The 17,244-nt window shown below is 55.9% G+C and carries 19 protein-coding genes and 1 pseudogene; 12 read left to right on the top strand and 8 right to left on the bottom strand.

Features of this window, described 5'->3' with window-relative positions:
• Nucleotides 1-431: 431 nt before the first annotated feature.
• From NZK35_RS35100 to NZK35_RS19685, 10 genes and pseudogenes are all read left to right on the top strand, one after another.
• Nucleotides 432-902: pseudogene (locus NZK35_RS35100) on the top strand (iron-containing alcohol dehydrogenase); the annotation flags it as partial.
• A 3-nt stretch (nucleotides 903-905) separates the two neighbouring features.
• Nucleotides 906-1,592: a hypothetical protein gene (locus NZK35_RS35095; RefSeq protein WP_456115276.1), complete on the top strand. Its 687-nt coding sequence runs from the start codon at nucleotides 906-908 to the stop codon at nucleotides 1,590-1,592.
• Complete coding sequence (locus NZK35_RS19720; RefSeq protein ID WP_259634243.1) at nucleotides 1,589-2,521, top strand: isocitrate lyase/PEP mutase family protein; 933 nt, start codon at nucleotides 1,589-1,591, stop codon at nucleotides 2,519-2,521. The genes NZK35_RS35095 and NZK35_RS19720 overlap by 4 nt, the downstream gene beginning before the upstream one ends.
• The gene (locus NZK35_RS19715) at nucleotides 2,521-3,435 is read left to right on the top strand and encodes a hypothetical protein (protein ID WP_259634242.1); all 915 of its coding nucleotides are present in this window, start codon (nucleotides 2,521-2,523) and stop codon (nucleotides 3,433-3,435) included. Before NZK35_RS19720 ends, NZK35_RS19715 begins: the two co-directional genes overlap by 1 nt.
• A gap of 11 nt (nucleotides 3,436-3,446) precedes the next feature.
• Entirely contained in the window at nucleotides 3,447-4,535 is a 1,089-nt protein-coding gene (locus NZK35_RS19710) for a type II glyceraldehyde-3-phosphate dehydrogenase (protein WP_259634241.1), read from the top strand.
• Entirely contained in the window at nucleotides 4,516-5,481 is a 966-nt protein-coding gene (locus tag NZK35_RS19705; protein WP_259634240.1) for a hydroxyacid dehydrogenase, read from the top strand. The genes NZK35_RS19710 and NZK35_RS19705 overlap by 20 nt, the downstream gene beginning before the upstream one ends.
• A 17-nt stretch (nucleotides 5,482-5,498) precedes the next feature.
• Nucleotides 5,499-5,852, top strand: coding sequence for a hypothetical protein (locus tag NZK35_RS19700; protein ID WP_259634239.1), 354 nt, complete (start codon nucleotides 5,499-5,501; stop codon nucleotides 5,850-5,852).
• A complete protein-coding gene (locus tag NZK35_RS19695) occupies nucleotides 5,849-6,547 on the top strand; it encodes a CDP-alcohol phosphatidyltransferase family protein (protein ID WP_259634238.1) in 699 nt (232 codons plus the stop codon). Before NZK35_RS19700 ends, NZK35_RS19695 begins: the two co-directional genes overlap by 4 nt.
• Nucleotides 6,516-7,544: a phosphatidate cytidylyltransferase gene (locus NZK35_RS19690; protein WP_259634237.1), complete on the top strand. Its 1,029-nt coding sequence runs from the start codon at nucleotides 6,516-6,518 to the stop codon at nucleotides 7,542-7,544. The genes NZK35_RS19695 and NZK35_RS19690 overlap by 32 nt, the downstream gene beginning before the upstream one ends.
• Nucleotides 7,545-7,546: 2 nt before the next feature.
• A complete protein-coding gene (locus NZK35_RS19685; RefSeq protein ID WP_259634236.1) occupies nucleotides 7,547-8,290 on the top strand; it encodes a lysophospholipid acyltransferase family protein in 744 nt (247 codons plus the stop codon).
• Here NZK35_RS19685 and NZK35_RS19680 read toward each other — a convergent pair.
• Nucleotides 8,269-9,441, bottom strand: coding sequence for a phosphoglycerate kinase (locus NZK35_RS19680; protein ID WP_259634235.1), 1,173 nt, complete (start codon nucleotides 9,439-9,441; stop codon nucleotides 8,269-8,271). The two genes, NZK35_RS19685 and NZK35_RS19680, sit on opposite strands and share 22 nt — an antisense overlap.
• Nucleotides 9,442-9,849: 408 nt before the next feature.
• Here NZK35_RS19680 and NZK35_RS19675 point away from each other — a divergent pair, with 408 nt between their 5' ends.
• Nucleotides 9,850-11,130, top strand: a complete 1,281-nt coding sequence (locus NZK35_RS19675; RefSeq protein WP_259634234.1) for a WD40 repeat domain-containing protein — start codon at nucleotides 9,850-9,852, stop codon at nucleotides 11,128-11,130.
• Between the two features lie 18 nt (nucleotides 11,131-11,148).
• Nucleotides 11,149-12,474: a WD40 repeat domain-containing protein gene (locus NZK35_RS19670; RefSeq protein WP_259634233.1), complete on the top strand. Its 1,326-nt coding sequence runs from the start codon at nucleotides 11,149-11,151 to the stop codon at nucleotides 12,472-12,474.
• Between the two features lie 363 nt (nucleotides 12,475-12,837).
• Here the strand turns inward: NZK35_RS19670 and NZK35_RS19665 are convergent, their stop codons facing one another.
• The 7 genes from NZK35_RS19665 to NZK35_RS19635 all read right to left on the bottom strand — a co-directional run bounded on the left by NZK35_RS19665 (nucleotide 12,838) and on the right by NZK35_RS19635 (nucleotide 17,227).
• Nucleotides 12,838-13,263: a hypothetical protein gene (locus NZK35_RS19665; protein WP_259634232.1), complete on the bottom strand. Its 426-nt coding sequence runs from the start codon at nucleotides 13,261-13,263 to the stop codon at nucleotides 12,838-12,840.
• A gap of 73 nt (nucleotides 13,264-13,336) precedes the next feature.
• Complete coding sequence (locus NZK35_RS19660; RefSeq protein WP_259634231.1) at nucleotides 13,337-13,513, bottom strand: hypothetical protein; 177 nt, start codon at nucleotides 13,511-13,513, stop codon at nucleotides 13,337-13,339.
• Complete coding sequence (locus NZK35_RS19655; RefSeq protein WP_259634230.1) at nucleotides 13,510-13,899, bottom strand: hypothetical protein; 390 nt, start codon at nucleotides 13,897-13,899, stop codon at nucleotides 13,510-13,512. The genes NZK35_RS19660 and NZK35_RS19655 overlap by 4 nt, the downstream gene beginning before the upstream one ends.
• A 134-nt stretch (nucleotides 13,900-14,033) precedes the next feature.
• Entirely contained in the window at nucleotides 14,034-15,812 is a 1,779-nt protein-coding gene (locus NZK35_RS19650; RefSeq protein WP_259634229.1) for a HEAT repeat domain-containing protein, read from the bottom strand.
• Nucleotides 15,809-16,219, bottom strand: coding sequence for a hypothetical protein (locus NZK35_RS19645; protein WP_259634228.1), 411 nt, complete (start codon nucleotides 16,217-16,219; stop codon nucleotides 15,809-15,811). The genes NZK35_RS19650 and NZK35_RS19645 overlap by 4 nt, the downstream gene beginning before the upstream one ends.
• Before the next feature lie 64 nt (nucleotides 16,220-16,283).
• Nucleotides 16,284-16,787, bottom strand: coding sequence for a hypothetical protein (locus tag NZK35_RS19640; protein WP_259634227.1), 504 nt, complete (start codon nucleotides 16,785-16,787; stop codon nucleotides 16,284-16,286).
• The gene (locus NZK35_RS19635; RefSeq protein WP_259634226.1) at nucleotides 16,784-17,227 is read right to left on the bottom strand and encodes a TIGR04086 family membrane protein; all 444 of its coding nucleotides are present in this window, start codon (nucleotides 17,225-17,227) and stop codon (nucleotides 16,784-16,786) included. Before NZK35_RS19635 ends, NZK35_RS19640 begins: the two co-directional genes overlap by 4 nt.
• Nucleotides 17,228-17,244 lie beyond the last annotated feature (17 nt).

Raw genomic sequence — 17,244 nt, 5'->3', positions numbered from 1 at the left:
TAGCAAATCGCCTGACCTGGACAAAGAAAAAAATCGGACGACGCCGCGAAACCGCTACAGGAATCGCGGTGCAGTAGCCGATACTCCAGGTACCATGGATTGGGAGGGTGGAACGATCGGTGCCATCGTTCCAGCACTGATGGGCCATGGTGAGGCAGGGAGGGCTTCACCATGGCCCTTCTCCTTTCCGAAGGAGCAATCCTTCTGAAGGAGCAATGCAGCCCAGTCACCCGACCCGCAAGCCCGACGTGTTCGCACGTCGGGCTTGTTTTTTGGGTGCTTCCTACGAATCGGTCTGTGAGCCGAAGCACAGCGAATCGAGTGGGATTCCGCGAAGAATTTCGCAGGAAAGGGTGTCTTGAGGAAGGGCAGGTTCACCGGTTGCTCCAACCTCGCGAATCATCAGGCCTTTTTCTGCGCCCGAGTGATCGATGCATTTTGCTTTTCACGTACCGACGAAGCTTTTCTTTGGTGCCGGTACCTTTCAGCGGGCCGGCGAGGTGACCGCGTCACTTGGCAAACGTGTGTTTGTGGTGACAGGTCGTACTGCGATGGACCGGCTTGGCCCGTCCGAGCGGTTGTTGGATGATTTGAGTCAACATGGGTTGAGTGTCCGACGCTTTTCTGGTCTGCAGTCAAGTCCCACTACGGCAGACATCGATCGGGGTGCCGCCGCGGCACGTGCACATCGCGCCGACGTCGTTGTTGCTCTCGGAGGTGGTTCCGTACTTGATTGCGGCAAAGCGATTGCTGGAGTCGCCGCAACTGGCCGCACGGCCGCCGATTTTCTCTACAAAAAGACGGAGGTCGATTCAACGGCGTTGCCATTGGTTTGTATTCCTACGACGGCTGGAACGGGTAGCGAGCTGAATCGGTCGGCAATTGTTCGAGATCCCGAGAAAAGTTTGAAAGATGGAATTCGAAGTGACTACTTGTTTCCTCGTTTTGCGTTGGTCGATCCGGAGCTGACTTGGACGCTTCCGAAGCTAGTCACGGCACAGACCGGCTTTGACACGCTCGCTCACGCCATCGAATCATACGTGTCGCCAAAACGCACGCCGATCCACGATCAAATGGCCTTGCGTGCCATGCGGATTGTCAGCACTTACCTGCCGATCGCATTAGAGCATCCCGAACACGGTCGGGCGCGTGAACAGCTTGCCTACGCCAGCACCACGATGGGAATGAATCTCGCCTGTGTCGGCACCTGTTTCCCCCATCGAGTTGACAAGTCATTGTGTGGATTGCGACCTGAGATAGCGCACGGGCAGAGCGTCGCACTCTTTTACCCGCACTGGATCGATTCTTGTTTTCACAACGAGACGAAGCGATTCGCCAGGATTGCTGCGATCCTGCGGCCCGGGGTCGCGGAACTGCCATCGGACGAAGCGGCCGGCATGTGCAGCCAAATCGTGACCGATTGGATACTCCGTATCGGGTTGCAGCTTGGACTGAAACGGTATCTCACTCATGACGATCTGCCGAAGCTTGCTGCGGGGGTCGCGGGTGATCTGTCGGTCAATCCGGTCGCCATCGGGCGAGCCGATCTCGACCGAATACTTCAAGAAATCTTTCTACAGGATTACTCATGAACCACTTTCAGCCGAGCCCAAAGATGCATCGTTCTGCGGTGATGAAGTCACAACACGATCGCGTCGCGATGTTGGCGGGCGCACACGATGTACTCGGAGCGCAGCTGCTGGAGCGATGCGGTTATGATGGTGTCTGGGCCAGCAGCCTCGAAATTGCGGCGTCGTACGGAAAGATCGATGATGACAGATTAACCATGTGCAACGTTCTCGCGGTCACCGCCGCGATGGCCGGAGCGGTCTCGATCCCGGTTCTTGCCGATGTGGGAACTGGATGGGGAGATGACGGAGATGTCTCGCGTGTTGTCTCGGCCTTTGAGTCCGTTGGCGCTGGTGGAATTTGCATGGAAGACACCGCGTATCCCAAGTGTAACAGTTTGCTGGCCGGATCACGCCGGTTGTCGAACGCAACATCATTCGCCGATCGCATCTCAACGGCATGTGCGGCGCGTACCAACGATTCCTTCCTGATTTTTGCCCGCGTCGAAGCACTCGTTGCTGGACTTGGGGGCGAGGAGGCGCTGCGACGAGCGTCGCTCTACGGACAAGCCGGAGCAGACGCCATCGTCATCCACGCCAAGACAAAATGTGATGAGGAGGTGATTGAGGTCGTGCGCAGTTGGCAAGGGACAGCGCCACTTGTACTGATTCCAACCATGTATCCCACTCTGTCGATCGATCAGATGGAGTCATACGGTACCATCGGATTCGTGATTTATGCAAACCAAGGGCTCCGCGCGGCGATCGGCGCCACTGAGGCGGCAATGAGACAGATTCAAGCCGATCGTCACGCGGGCGGTGTCGACCAATGGATCGCTCCTCTAGGTGATTTGCTCAGTACGCAGAGGGAGTTGTTAGAGAAGGAGGGTAGGGACAAGGGTCTCGGCTCACGGCAAAGCTTTTCGGCTGGTCGTTTTGAAAGGGGGCACTGATGACTATCGAAGTCAGCCTGAGGGGACGTGGTCGTATCGCAAACCACCTTGCCGACGGGGTGAAGGCGCAATGCGACATGTTGTTATTACCTTCTTCGGAGCCGTGCGGCACCACGGCATCCAATTCTGGATCCGGTGGAGCCACTCGCGTGTCGGTCGAGGTGAAGGGATTGACCGTACGGATCACGGAGGATGGCCGGAGCCCGGGTGCTTGCCATGAGCAGCGGTGCGCCGTCTTCACTTCATTGACACCCGAGTCGATTCGCAATGGACCGGGAGGGTTGTTTGTGCCTTCGGCCGACTCGCTTTCTCTCGCACGTCTGGTTAGGGTTGTAAATGCTTTGTCTGCGGTCGAACGTGTGTACTCGACCGTCGTTCGACGTGCCGCTCACGCGGCCGATGACGCAGCCTCCAGCTTGGACGCCCTTCAGCCGGTCTTTGAGGAGCCGGCGCTGGAGGATGAACTTAGAACGACGCTTGCCGGTTGCGTCCCCATGTGCCAGATACGTCGCGTGGTTGCTTCTTACACGCATTCGCATCTTCACATGATCAAGCTCGATCTTGTCGATTCGATAGACCGAGAGACTCTTATCGACCGACTTCATGACGAGTCGCGAATACTCGTGAGTACGTCTGACGATGGGTTTTCCAGCACGGCAGACATCCAAGAGTTCTTTCGTGACCTTGGACGAGTCCGGGGAGACCGGTGGGAAACCTTCGTCTGGGCTGAATCCATCTTAGTTGACCAGAAGTGCGTCTACCTGATGCAAGATATTTCGCCCGATGTAATCGTTGTACCTGAGGTGATTGACGCGATCCGTCTGATCGCGGCGCCCGAGCTTTCGCTTGCTGAAATTCGACGATTGACCGACCGGCATCTAGGCATGCTTGAAACCCTTAGCATCGTGAAGTGAGCGGCAAGCGAATGTCAAACGTACGAGTTGGAATCTTGGGATACGGCGTCATCGGTCGGCGGTTGGCCGATGCGGTGAACGTGCAATCCGACATGGAGCTGACAGGCATTTCCGGCCGTTCCAATAGTTTCAGTCTGCGAGATGCGATGTGGCAGGGGTACGACATCTACGTATCTTCAGCGATCGGTCTCCGCGAGGTGGCGGCGAGGCTTCCAACCATCCAAGGCGAGTTTGCTGATCTGCTCGCGAAGATCGACGTGCTTCTCGATTGCACACCGAGTGGTGTTCCGCAACAGCATCGCGAACTGCTGGAATCGGTTCCGAATCTGGTGACGATCGTTCAAGGCGGTGAAACGAGCGGATCCTGTGAAGCGTCTTTTCATTCGATGACCAATTTCAACGAAGTTGCTGGGGAAAAACGCATTCGTGTGATCAGTTGCAGTTCGACGGGTACGACCAGGTTTCTGTACGCCTTGGACCGAGCTTTCGGAGTCCAACAGGCCTTCGTGACCCTCACGCGGCGCTCGGCGGATCCCGGAAAGTTGAGCAAAGTTCCCTTGAACTCGCTTGTTCCAACCATGGGGCCATCACATCATGCTCGCGACGTCAATTCTGTGTTTCGTAATTTGCGGCTGGCATCGGTTTCGGTCAACTGTCCCACGACGTTCGGTCACGTCTTGCATTTTCAGGTCGACCTTCAGGGTAATGCAACTCGAAAGCAGATCATCGCGGCGTTGCAGATGATCCCCCGTGTTGTCGTTGGGCGGGGCATCCGATCGACGGCCGAACTTGCCGAACGCTACGTCGAACTCGGGCGCCGTCGCGGTGACCGGCCAGAAATCTATGTCTTTGAGGAGTCATTAGCCGTGAACGGATCAACCGTGATGGCGGCGATCAGTGTGCACATGGAATCGATCACGATTCCCGAAACCGTCGATTGCATTCGCGCCGCTCTCAGGCGAACAGACGATCCCTGGGAATCGATCGAGAAGACCGATCGCGCGCTGGGAATTTGGCGGTCGGACGCCTCGTATAGCGGTCCCGACCGATCCTTGCAAAACGGAGGGAGCAACGGCCTCAATGCGAATCTTAATTCTTAGCTCCATTTGGCCGGAAACGACTGAGCGACTTCAGCGAGAATTTGATTGTCTGGTCTCGATCAATCCGGCAGACGGCGAGAAGCATCGTCTGCTCGCGGATGCCGAGGTCGTGATTGTTCGAAGTCCCGTGCGTCTGGACCGTGCCGCTTTGGAATCGGCTCGCAATCTCAAATTGATCATTCGAGCCGGCGCCGGCCTTGACGCGATTGATGTGCCCTTGGCGAAGAGCCGCGGAGTCGTTGTCATTGCGGTGCCATTGTCCGCCGATTCGGTTGCCGAGCATTCAATCGGTTTGTTGCTTTCGGTCTGTCGTCGGATTCCACAATTGAACCATGCATTGCGGCAGGGTCGTTGGGAGAAGCACTCGGGACTAGGCATCCAGCTGAGCGGAAAAACCCTCGGCCTGGTTGGCTTCGGAAGAATCGGAATTCGAACCGCAGAGCTAGCGAAAGCATTTAGGATGAACTTGTTGGCCCACGATCGCAGTCCCGAGAAGAGCCACAAACGAGCGGCCGCGGAGAGATTAGCCGTTCGGTTCTTGCCGCTCGATGATCTATTCGCCGGTTCAGATTTTATTTTGATTCAAACGCCGTTGGACGAGACGACTCGCGGTTTGGTCGATGGTCATCGACTTGCTCTGATGAAGGCGACCGCCGTTCTGGTCAACGTCGGTCGTGGCGGAGTTGTCGACGAGCGATCGCTGTACGACGCCCTGCGAGGCGGCCGATTGGCCGGAGCTGCAATGGATGTGTTTCAATCGGAGCCGCTGTCTGTGTCGGGGCAACTGGGGAACCATCCTCTGCTGTCGCTGGATAACTTCGTTGCGACGCCACATGTCGCCGCCCAAACCATCGACGCACAAAGATGTGTGGGTGAGGATGTTGCCAAAATCGTTCACGCCTTTTCCTCGGGGCAAAGCCTGGTAGGATTGGGAATTGTCATTTGAACAACGAAAAATTTAAGATGAATACTCCTCTCGCGGCAATCTTGATGTTCATCGTTGCCGCCGTGTTTGGCGCCGTCGGTCAGTTTCTGTACAAGACAGGTGCCGATCGCGCAACGGGTTCGATTGCAAGCTATCTGTTGAATCTCCCGCTCATCGCCGGGGTTGTCTGCTACATCGTTGTCATGGTCTTGTTCGTGGCAGCCTTCAAGTCGGGTGGCAGAATGAGCGTTCTCTATCCGATCTACGCGTCGACGTTCATTTGGGGAGCATTGATTGCGTACTATGCATTTGATGAACCAATTCGGCCTGTGAATCTGTTCGGTATGTTGGTGCTCATTGTTGGCATGTTTCTAATGGGACTTGGAAAGTGACGAAGCCTACGGATGATTATCAGCCCGACCGCCGGCCCATCGCTTCACGTGAACGCGCGGTTTCCAAACGCTTCGCGAATTGGTTGGTGCGACGAAAGGTGACGCCCAACAGCATCTCGATCGCGGGAATGGTCGCAGGGATTGCGGTTGGGTTTGCCTTCGCCATGACGAACCATTCGCCGTATCCGGCCGTTTTCTTTCTGACCGCGGCGATGCTGATGCAACTACGGCTGTTGGCCAACATGCTTGATGGCATGGTGGCCGTTGAATCGGGATCTGCTTCTCCCGTTGGCGAGCTTTACAACGAGATACCGGACAGAGTTTCCGATGCGGCGATGTTCGTGGGGGCCGGGTACGCGTGGGGCAGCGATCCGACGCTGGGCTACATCGCCGCTTGTCTGGCGCTCTTCGTTGCGTACCTGCGAGCTCAAGGAAAAGTCGCCGGTGCCCATCAAGAGTATTGCGGTCCGCTGGGCAAGCCGCAGCGTGTCTTCTTGATGACGCTGACCTCGCTGCTGTGTGGGCTGGTGCCGGCATCCTGGCACGCGGAAATGGCAACACATTCGGCGTTAGGGATGAGCGGCAGTCTGATGGGCTGGGGCTTAGTCGTCGCGATCATCGGTACCGTCTGGACGGGAGTTCGACGACTGCGGAGAATTGCCCATGCGTTACGGACCGATCATGATGACAACTGAGACACGCGACCGACTGCTCGGCTTTCAAGCCGCCTGGGACCATCCCGTGACGCGTTGGGTCACGATCGGGATCGCTGTTCTGATCGTGGTTTCCGGCAGCATCCTGTGGTGCGGCCGGCGTACGGGAAGATTCGGCGACGCTGCATTCAACGATGCCTTCGGACGTTGGAAGTCATGGACCTGGCTGAGTGTCGGTATCTTGGTGCCGGTATTGCTCGGCGCCGCCTGGACGATCGCGGCGGTGACTCTGTTGAGTCTGGGTTGCTATCGGGAGTTCGCCAGGGCGACAGGCCTGTTTCGCCAACGGCTGATTTCGGTTGCGGTCGTGTTGGGCATCCTGATTCTCAATTTTGCAGTCCTCGATCATTACGAACGCCTCTTCTTTTCGATGGCTCCACTGACGGTTGCACTTATTACGGTCATTTCGATCCCGGTGGATCGACCTCAGGGATATGTCCAGCGGGTTGCTCTTGGGGCGCTCGGATTCCTGATGTTCGGATTTTCGTTGGGCTACATCGGGAATATCGCAAATTCGCAGGATTACCGTCCGCTTCTGGTGCTGATGTTGCTCGGCGTTGCCATGAACGACATTTTCGCTTACTGCACCGGAAAACTACTCAAGGGGCCAAAGTTGCTTCCGGAGACCAGTCCGGGGAAAACGATCTCCGGCGCCGTTGGCGGTCTGTTGTTGACGACCACTTTGACGATTTTTGTAGGTCATCATGTATTTGTTGGGACAAACATGGGGCATCCCATCAAGCTGATCATTTTGGGCTTGTTGATTAGCTCACTCGGTCAGCTCGGTGACCTCGTGTTGTCCTCGATCAAGAGAGACGTTGGGATCAAGGACATTGGTGCCGTGATTCCTGGACATGGCGGCCTGCTCGATCGTTTCGATAGTCTGGTGTTGGTGCCGCCGGCGGTCTACCACTTTGTGTCGCTGAACCTCGGTCCGCTGGGCGGAGATCAACCGATCCGAATCCTAACCGGTGGGTAGCAATGGAAGATTGGGATTTGAAACCTGCGGCGGGCATGGATCTGCCACCGGTCCAGCAACATCGGAGCATTGCACGCGAGGGTGGTCTACTCGAAAGTGTTGTGCGGGGCGGTTGGTGGTCGTTCGTGCGGTGTTCGCTCAAGGTCTTTCACCGTATCGACTACCAGGGCCGCGAACATCTTCCGCAAAAGCCCTCCTTTATCATGGTTGCGAATCACGAGAGCCATCTTGACGCGATGGTGATCGGCTCATCGCTACCCCTGCGGATGCGAAACGAGCTTTTTCCGCTTGCCGCCGGCGACCTGTTCTTCGAGCGAAACGCCATTGCCGCATTCTCGGCGATCACTCTCAACGCCTTACCCATCTGGAGACGAAAGTGCGGCAAACAAGGAATGATCGACCTGCGAAAACGCCTGCTCAGCGAACCTTGCGTGTACATCTTGTTTCCCGAGGGGACGCGGACGCGAAATGGTGAAATGGGAGCCTTTCGACCGGGTCTTGGCATGCTCGCCGCTGGAACCGACGTGCCCGTCATTCCCTGCTTTCTGCAGGGCACCGGTGTCGCATTTCCGCCTGACCGAGTCATGCCTCGGTGGAAAAAGATATCGATGACGATCGGGGAGCCGATGTACTTTGGTAACGTGGAAAATCGACGCGAGGGATGGAATGCGATCGCGGCAGAAGTCGAAGCGAGTGTCCGACAGGTGGCCCAGCACCGGCTCATTCAGTGTCCGCCAAACAAATGAACGAGTCCAGGAAGATCATCGCCACGGGCAATGAATTCGAGTGCTGCTCCTCCGCCCGACGAACAATAGCTGAACGAGTCCGACAATCTGGCCGACGAGACAAGAGCGAGAGTGTCGCCGCCTCCGAGTACAACCTGAGTGCCGTGACGTACGCGCTGGGCCAGGCCATCAGCCATCGCGACTGATCCTCGCTCACCCGGTGCTTTCTCATAGATTCCCAGAGGGCCATTCCAAAATACCGAAGACACCGAACGGAGTTGAGCCAAGAATCGCTGCACCGTTTCGGGGCCAACATCAACGATTGTGTCTTTCGCCGCGACTGCGTTCCAGTTCGCGATCCGTTCGGTTCCGTCGCTTGCGTGTACTATCCAGTCGATCGGAAGTTGCGGTTGAATCCCTTTTTCGAACAATGCGTCGCAGGCCGCCTCGACGATTTCCATGCGAGATGACGAAAACTCTGTGGTCCCCGTCGGTTTTCCCTGGGCCTTTGCGACCGCGATCGAAGTCAGGCCACCAAGGCAAAGCACCGAAAGCGGTCCATTCAGTTCGGCAATCGCTTTCAATTTTTGGTCCAGCTTTGCTCCACCCAGGATGATGCCGCGGGCGACTTTTTCATCGCGTTGGCTCAACAGTTCGCGGCGCTCCTGTTCAAGTCGGCGACCGGCAAATGCCGGTAGTAACCTTGACAAACGATGGATCGACGCATGACGTCGATGACATGCGGAGAAGGCTTCATTGATATAGATGTCGCCGAACTCTGCCCAAGCCTCCGCTAAACTTTTTGAATCGGTCTGCTCACCTTCCCAGAAGCGAGAGTTCTCCAAATAGAGAATCTCTCCCGGTGCGACGTTCTCGACATGTTCCTTGGCACGATTGAGCGACAATTCCTCGCAGTGCTGGACTCGATGGTTGAGCAGCAAACCAAGGCGTTCGGCGAGGATGCGCGTACTGAGATGCGATACAACATTCCCCTCGGGATAACCAAAGTGGGAAAGCACCACGATTCTCGCACGTTTTGAGACGAGTTCACGCAATGTTTCCAGTGATCGAACGATCCGCCCGTCGTCACGAATTTCACCCTCGACGGTGCATGGCACGTTATGGTCGACGCGGACGAGAACCCTTGTGCCAGAAAGCTCGCACTGATCCATACTATGAATCGGTCGGTCATTCAAATTCGTCAACTCCAGTTTTCATTGCTCTGCTGGTCCTTCCTTTCGCCGGATCGCCGCTCCGACCAATTCTTTCGGGATTCCAGCCAGATCGCGACCCCGCATTCTAAACCGCCAATGCCGTTTGCGGTTGTTCTTTCCCCTCGAATTGGATGCCCCAGCTATGATTGCAGAATCCTCGGTCGAAGCGACATTAAAGCGTCACGCAGCCAACCAGCGCACCGCTTGTTGGTGTATGGCGACCGTCAAAGTTTTTGAGTGCAACATCGAATAAGAGTTTATGTGATGAGACCATGGACTTCGAGCATCAGAGCTGCCGTAATCCGCCATCAGCGGTGGTTGATTGTTGCGGTTGTCACATCGGCGGCCGTGATCGCTTCGTACGCTTTGAGTCGTCCGAGACCGTACGTGCTGGAAGGGCAGGGCCAGCTTGCCGGTTTTTCAGCGGACGAGCTCGCATTGGCGACGATTGGTCGTGACGGTGTTGGCTACCTTTGGGATCCGAAGACGGGGCGACCATGCGATGACTTGGCGGGAATGCTGACGGGTTTGCCGTTTCCGTTTTCTTCCGATGGCAGTTATCGGATTGATCTTGAGCCTGCGAATCCAGTGAGCGGAAAGGGGCCATTTCAGAATGGAATCTTGGTCGATTTAAAATCCGGCGAATCGATCATCCGATTTCGCGTTCCCTTCTCCGACAAGTTTGGCCCGAGAATGGGCTTCACACCTGACGGTCGTTACTTCTATTCGGCGATTGCAGATTCCGGAGGAGGTGCCGTGGCGACCGCCGTCTGGAGCCTCCCTGACGGAAACCAAATCTACTTGGGTAAGATTGTGGAGATGGCGATATCGCCCAGCGGTGAGCATTTTGCCACTCAATCGGTTACCGACGACAACCAGGCGATCATGCTTGGACTATTTTCAATTCGCAATCAAGTCATTGAATCGTGGTTAACAAGCTATAGTTGGCTCACATCTCGGAAAATCGCCGCATTTTCGTCCGAGGGAGATCGCTTGGTCGTCTGTGTCGAAGGCGGTTCCATGGGACGTGCATCAGTCCAGGTTTGGGATGTTCGATCAAAACAAATTTTGGCTGAGCACGAGATCCGTTCCTATGGGCTCTATCGTCCCCGCTTCATCCACGATGATCAACTCGTTGCAGTCCATCAAGACTCAACCGATGGGCCGATCGCTATCTGCTTGTCAAAGTCGAATCGTCCCGGAATCGCCTGGAAAGTTGATTCGCTCTCGGCCAATGACCATTGGGGCGTCAGGGCAGATCGAAACGATGGCCGGTTGGACATCCGGATTTTTGCAATCTCCGCCGATCAGGCGTCACCTATGATCAATGAATTCCCCACGACCACACTCAGTTTTCCGCAAGGAGACTGGGGAGGGCCATTTAAGTGCGAAATCACGAACGATGCAAGTCGCGTGGCTGTCAGGTACATGGACCACTACTCGAGCGGAAACGGCATGCAGGTCGCACCGACCCATGCGATCGCGGTCATTGATGTGTCGTCGCAGAAAGTGATTTGGGAACGTCATGATGACTTTCGACTCGGTGAACTTGATGTTCAACTTTCACCCGATGGAAATTGTATTGCAATCAAGACTCCGGCTCCGAATTCGGCGGTGAAAGTTTTCCGGCTTCCCCGTCAGGGTTAATTCCATCTTGGAGGACGCATGAACGGATCGACTAACCGAACAGTGCCTGGCAAGTATTGGCTTTCGCTCGCTGCGATCGTCGTGATGGTTGCAGTCGTGATCGTGATCGTGAGCGATGGACGATACGCTGTTGTTTCCATCGACGGACAACGAAAAATCGTGGGGTTCTCGTCGAACGGTAGTGTCCTTGCCACGGTGGATCAATTCGGCCGCGGGCACCTTTGGGATCCGTCTTCCGCTCAGCCACTTGACCACTTGGCGGGCGAGATCACGGGTCTAAGGTTTCCGTTTTCCGCCGATGGTCGATACCAGGTCATCCAGCGCCCTGGGCGTTGGGCGGAGGGGCACACACGTTGGCCGAAAGACCAGCAGATCGAACTGGTACGCACGAAAACATCGGATGTGATTCTGAAGTTTGAACGCTGGCGGTATTTTCCAGCAGAGGATGACAGAATCGAGTTCACCGCCGACGGCAAGTATCTCGTCGCCTACGCAACGGCGGAAGTGAATGAAAAGGGGCCGCAATCGAGAACCATGGTTTGGCGTACGTCCGATGGGGCGCTCGTTCACTCCTTGCGTTCTGCCAGCTTCCAAGCGGTCTCAGAAAACAATCGGCTGGCAACCAACTTCAGCGTCATCGACCTCAACGACGGGCAAAGCGTTGGCAAATTCGCACTCCCGGGACCTGTTGCGAGCTTGCGAAGCATCGCTTTGTCGTCAGATGGGAAATGTCTGGTCGCGTGCATTGAAGGTGGAGTCGAGGCCTACTCGAAGATGCAGCTGTTCGACATGGAATCCGGTGAATTGAAAGATGAGAAGAATATTCCTTGGGGCCATCATGACCGAGCAGCATTCATTCACGAAGATCGATTGATTGAGGCCCGGCAAGCGATCAACCTGGGCGGTGCGGTTTCGGTCTGGTCGGTTGAACCGAATCGATACGGCGTCGTCTGGAGCGTGCACTCCTTGTCGAACAACAAACGCTGGGGAGTTCGCGTGGGGACACGCCAGGATCCAGCTCGAATTCAGGTTTTCAAAATTTCACCCGATTTGGCGTCGAAGTCGAAAAACCAAGCGCAGGTCCCTTCGATTGAATTCTCAATTGGCGATTGGGGCGGGCCATTCACATCGAGTATTAGCGACGACGGGAAAATTGTGGCGGTCGATTTCGACGGGAAGACGATCGTTGCGGTCGATACGACAGCGAAAAAAGTGATCAATAAATGGTCTGTCAAACGCAAGGGTTTTCAACCGCTTTTCGTTTCCCCGAACGGTCGTAATATTGCCACGGTCGTTTCAAGTTCGAAAGGTGACGCTTCCGTTCGAGTGCTTTCCATCCATTAACGTGATGTCCGCGCGTGCCGCGATCAAGCAGCGATCGTCTTCAACATCACTCGCAGCGATTTTCTATGTGATACCCAAAGTCGTTTTGGCATCGATTCTCTGCAGAACTCGATATCCAAGTCAGCCCGTGATCGAATTCTCTACGTTTGCGGGGGTGTTTTTGGTGGCATTCATTGCCTGGCTGCTGCCTCGACAAACGTCAGCGACCGCTGGCCTGACCATCGGGATTCCAGTCACGCTGATCTCGATCCCGCAATGCTATTTTCTACTCGCCACTCCGGTCATCGAATGTGGCTTCGGAAGAACGTGTCATTCAACGTTTCAATTGCCGATGGGCCCGATTGTTCGCGAAAAAACTTCAATTTACCATTTTTGGTCGGGCGGAAGCATGTCTCGGACCGCAACCAATAACGGGGCGATCGCCGAGAAAATCCCACCGGCTAGAAAGACGACACAAGAAACGAACGCCACGGAGGTCACAACCACGGCAATCAATCGCCGTCGAAGCCCGAAGACGGCCAGAGACACAGCCACGGAGACGAAACCCGCGTAGGCCATCGCCAAAGGGCCGGCCCAGAAGTAATACTGCGTGAAACCAGGAAGATCCAAAGACGCAGCCTCGCTGGCGCGATAGGACTCTCTTGGCATCACCGCTGCGAGCAGTGCGACGATGCAAATGACGAGGATTTGGTTAACCATTATGCCCCAGTAGACCCGCGTCCAATCTCGGGTTGGCTGTTCTGACTGGACCGCTAGATGATCTTCGGTCTGAATGTTGTTGGCAATCATTTCGAGGTTCGTCGCAGGGGATTAGAAAAAATGTCCTGGGGTGACAAGCAGCAACACTCACTGAAAATCAATCTTAATTCCACACCTCACCGTGTAGAACGAACAAGTACACGAGCGTTGCAACGAAGCCGGCCGTTGCTGCTGCGCCGGTGCGAAAGTGGTTCGGGTACGCCGAAAGCAGATGAAGGCTGGCCAACAGACCACACGTTGTCATACCGGCGATCAATCCGACCAGTGTTTGCTTGATCAATGATTGTTCTGAGCTGGTTTCACACGGGTTTCGATGACTCCTCCAAATGGCATTCTTCCGCGTTCAGGTTTGGGATGGACGCTATCTTTTCGTTCGTAGACGGCGTAGTGAAGCCGGTAGATTGAGTCCGCCGGATCAATGTCGTCCAAGGAATCTAGCGGCACTTCGAGTCGAGTACTGGCAAGTCCCAGGATGCCGTAATTGTGCCCGAACGCCCGTTTATGCCCGGATGTGACGAGGGTCGCCTTGTGGTACAGGAGCAACTCAGGTGTATGTCCGTCGTACCGTTGGACGGTCACAAGAGCCCTCTCATCAACGGTCGCACTGATTGACAAATTTTCGAGGAATTGTTTTTCGGTCAGCGTGGGGTCTTCGGAGGTCCACATCAGTCCCGTGGCCCGCTAAGATCGACCGACAAAATAGATCGTGAACAAGACCAAAATGGATGCCAAGAAAGCAGCAAAGATTTGTTGATGCGGTCTTGATCGCCGGACACTTGGTTCGATGTCGTTGTCCTTCATCATGGCACCTTTGCTTTGGGGGCGATTATCTTAAGGATGTCGATCAACTGTTGATTGGAATTCTTGCGAAGCAGTTCCTGCAGGGCGGGTACGGCTTCAGCCGCAGCGGGGCCGATTTTTCCCAGGGCCCGTGCCGATGCCGAGCGAACACGGGGATTTTCATGTTGCAACAGTGCAATCAACTCGCCGACCGCGGGCTTTGCCGATGGCCCCATCTGTCCGAGCAACTTGGCTGCTCGAATGGACAGGGGATCGCGATAGTGGTGTCGTTGCTCCATCCGTTTACCGTCGACATCTCGGTAGCTCACCCAGTAGCCACCGGTCGTAACGCCTTGGTCATTTCCGGCGATCGCCTTTGCAACCGGCAATACATGTTTGACGTCCTGACTGATTTTCCACAGCGTGTCGGCCGCCTGCAACCGTACTCGCAAGTCGTCTGATTTCAGTTGCTCTCGGAGTGCAGGGGTCGCGTCGGCGGCCGAGGTCCCCATTTTTCCGAGCGCCCGAGTTGCCCAGTCTTTTGTTTCCGAGTCATTGGTGGCGGCAACAACGGTCGCCACGATTCGAGGGTCATCGACTTCCGATTCGCCCAGCGCATAGACAGCGTAGCGACGCACGTCTGCGACCGGATCTTCGGCCAACTGCAGCAGCAATTCAACATCGTTCGACGACAGCGGCTTGACATCACCGAGCGCGGAACAGGCAGCCACGCGTGCACTCGGATTCTCACTGTGGGCCGCATCGCGGATCGCGGGCAAACCCGCTTCACCGAATGCGACCAAGACCTTTGCCGTCGCGTTCCGCGACTGATTTTTCTCATCGTTGAGGCGATCGGCCAGCAGCGGGATTGCTTTCTCCGCTCGCGGTTGTGAGGCAAGCTCTTTGACCGCTGACAACGCATATCGCAACACATGTGGATCGGGGTCTTTCAATCTCGCGATTGTCGGTTCGACGAGCATTTGATGAAACTCGGCACAATCCTCTTGATCGGCAACTCGATCAATCATCATGGTTGCTACACGACGGTGTCCCGGATCTTGATGGTCGCTGGCTTCGATGAGGGTGACGACCGCCGGGCGATTGAGCACTTTGACGAAGTGATACAGGTACCTCTCAAAGTCATCGTTTTGTAAACTCAACTCAATGATCGCTGAAACTCCCTCGGGGCCAGCGCGGCCCAACAGGATCATCAAATCCCAGCGAACGAAAGTCTGTTGTTTTGTGCTTGGCCACAGTTCGCTGACCAATTCGATCGCACCGTCGGGGGCGGGGGTCATTTCCGCCAGCATACCAATTGCCGGTCCCACCAGTCTTTTCGTGGCTGCGTCTTCGCTACTCTGCCATTGCCGGATCTTGTCCATCAGTTTCGTGGCGATTTCGCGAGACGCGGCGTGATTTCTGGCGAGACTCTGTAAGGCGAATCGCTTCTCATGAGATTGGGGAAGGTCCAGCATCGCAAAGTAGACGGGACCGACCCAGGCCTGATCATCGAAATGAAACATGAACGAATGGCGAACCCATGTCACCGCCTTCGCGTCCTTTGCGGCAGCTTTCCAGACAGGCAATGCGGCCTCACCTGCTTCGGTCAACTCCTTGACCGGGCCACGACGAAGCTGCGAGACCCAATCGGCAATCGAACGCCCACGAAACGTGTTCGGATCGGCGTTGGTCGCTTGTTGGGTTGGTTCCTGAGCCGTGGATGACACACGGCTGGCCCCTTCTTGGCAGCCCAGCAGTCCGAGCGAGATTAGCAGCAAGGCCAGACCGTTCTGATTCATTTGACATCCTTCTGTCCTTGCGGAGCGGGAGTCGTCGACCGAATCGATGCATTTTCCACAAGTCCGGCTGGCGATAGGAGTGCCGCGACTGGCAAACCGAAACAGGCGCCGTACAAACCGCCTTTCCACATCCACTCGATACTACCGGGCGGCAGTAATTCTGCTGTTGATCCTGCGAAGAAACAGGCGGCCATCGCCCCAATGCTACTGGCGACGACTGAGGCGGGCCAATGCCAACGAACCGCAAGCAGACGAGCCGACGTCCCCGCTGTCACCAGCCCAATGACAATCAGCGTGAGGCCGGCACCGGGCGGCCACCATAGCACGCCGACGAGCAACGCCGCGGACAATCCGATCAGCGTCGCAGCGAACGACGCGAGACAACTTTGAGCAAGACGTTTTACCATTTCATTTTCTCCTTACCCTACCAGAGCCTGTGCAGAGATCTGTGATGCGCAACGTGGCGAAGGACTAGGTTGGACTGGAGATCTTCTGTTTCGTTTGGTGGTTGGCCCGCTGTGGCAGCAGAATCAAGACAACGAGCCCGGCGATGCTCAACAATCCGAACGCGGCATACGCCTTCGAGTATCCCTTGGCCTGAGCATAACGCATGCAAGCCCAGACGATAAACAACGTTGCGGCCACCAGCCAGCCAGCGATGATAACGGGATCATTCTCCACGAACGCACAGACTTGGAATGTGATTCCGCCGCCGATTCCGAGGTTGATGTCACGTCGTGCCTTGGGAGCAATCGCAACTGCGGTTTGGTTGATCGCCGCGACGAACGCAGTTAAACCAACGGACGTGACCAGGACTCCTGCTGCGAACAGCCACACGATTCTACTGTCGTCGCGAACATTGATCGAAAATCGGGACGGATTGCTGAGGTACGCAAGCACCAGTCCGACCGCAGTGAGCGTCAGACCAATGCTTGCGACAATCAATACGCTGCGGTATCGCCAGGGTTTGCTCATTTCGCGTTTCGGCTCCAAACGAGTCCACCGGCTACCGCTGCGGGAATCGTCAAAACGAGTGCCATCAATTGAGGCCAGGACTCACTTGGCTCGGCTAGAAGCTTTCGGAGTCCAGACTGTATGTCACCCGGGTCGGTGAGTTGTGCGACGATCACGAGTTGTGCAACGATTCCAACCAACAGCGAGTTGCTCCACCCGGTCGTCTTGCCACGGCGGGCCGCCACGTAGCCTCCGACCGCCGTTCCGATCAGCCAGTTGAAGTAGACAAGTCGCCATTCGCCTTTGGAACCGATCCATCCAAAGGTGTCGGCAAGGATGAACGAGACGAACAGCATCAGTGCGAACATCACGACCCAGGCTGCGAGGCATCCTTCGCAGCCTCGATTCAGGCTGTAGGGTCGCTCTTCGATCGAGGAAGATTGATTGTCAGGCTCGTTCATTGGAAGTTAGATAGTGC

The sequence above is a fragment of the Stieleria sedimenti genome, assembly GCF_025060895.1.
GTDB lineage: Bacteria > Planctomycetota > Planctomycetia > Pirellulales > Pirellulaceae > Stieleria > Stieleria sedimenti.
The sequence above is the reverse complement of the archived record's forward strand: the minus strand, read 5'-3'. Positions and strand labels throughout refer to the sequence as shown.

What these genes read in the sequence shown, in the direction of transcription:
- NZK35_RS19645 (WP_259634228.1), bottom strand. Translation starts at nt 16,219, where the DNA reads ATGGTAAAACGTCTTGCTCAAAGTTGTCTCGCGTCGTTCGCTGCGACG.
- NZK35_RS19655 (WP_259634230.1), bottom strand. Translation starts at nt 13,899, where the DNA reads ATGTGGACCTCCGAAGACCCCACGCTGACCGAAAAACAATTCCTCGAA.
- NZK35_RS19690 (WP_259634237.1), top strand. Translation starts at nt 6,516, where the DNA reads ATGCGTTACGGACCGATCATGATGACAACTGAGACACGCGACCGACTG.
- NZK35_RS19635 (WP_259634226.1), bottom strand. Translation starts at nt 17,227, where the DNA reads ATGAACGAGCCTGACAATCAATCTTCCTCGATCGAAGAGCGACCCTAC.
- NZK35_RS19650 (WP_259634229.1), bottom strand. Translation starts at nt 15,812, where the DNA reads ATGAATCAGAACGGTCTGGCCTTGCTGCTAATCTCGCTCGGACTGCTG.
- NZK35_RS19685 (WP_259634236.1), top strand. Translation starts at nt 7,547, where the DNA reads ATGGAAGATTGGGATTTGAAACCTGCGGCGGGCATGGATCTGCCACCG.
- NZK35_RS19665 (WP_259634232.1), bottom strand. Translation starts at nt 13,263, where the DNA reads ATGATTGCCAACAACATTCAGACCGAAGATCATCTAGCGGTCCAGTCA.
- NZK35_RS19715 (WP_259634242.1), top strand. Translation starts at nt 2,521, where the DNA reads ATGACTATCGAAGTCAGCCTGAGGGGACGTGGTCGTATCGCAAACCAC.
- NZK35_RS19710 (WP_259634241.1), top strand. Translation starts at nt 3,447, where the DNA reads ATGTCAAACGTACGAGTTGGAATCTTGGGATACGGCGTCATCGGTCGG.
- NZK35_RS19670 (WP_259634233.1), top strand. Translation starts at nt 11,149, where the DNA reads ATGAACGGATCGACTAACCGAACAGTGCCTGGCAAGTATTGGCTTTCG.
- NZK35_RS19700 (WP_259634239.1), top strand. Translation starts at nt 5,499, where the DNA reads ATGAATACTCCTCTCGCGGCAATCTTGATGTTCATCGTTGCCGCCGTG.
- NZK35_RS19680 (WP_259634235.1), bottom strand. Translation starts at nt 9,441, where the DNA reads ATGGATCAGTGCGAGCTTTCTGGCACAAGGGTTCTCGTCCGCGTCGAC.
- NZK35_RS19640 (WP_259634227.1), bottom strand. Translation starts at nt 16,787, where the DNA reads ATGAGCAAACCCTGGCGATACCGCAGCGTATTGATTGTCGCAAGCATT.
- NZK35_RS19705 (WP_259634240.1), top strand. Translation starts at nt 4,516, where the DNA reads ATGCGAATCTTAATTCTTAGCTCCATTTGGCCGGAAACGACTGAGCGA.
- NZK35_RS19720 (WP_259634243.1), top strand. Translation starts at nt 1,589, where the DNA reads ATGAACCACTTTCAGCCGAGCCCAAAGATGCATCGTTCTGCGGTGATG.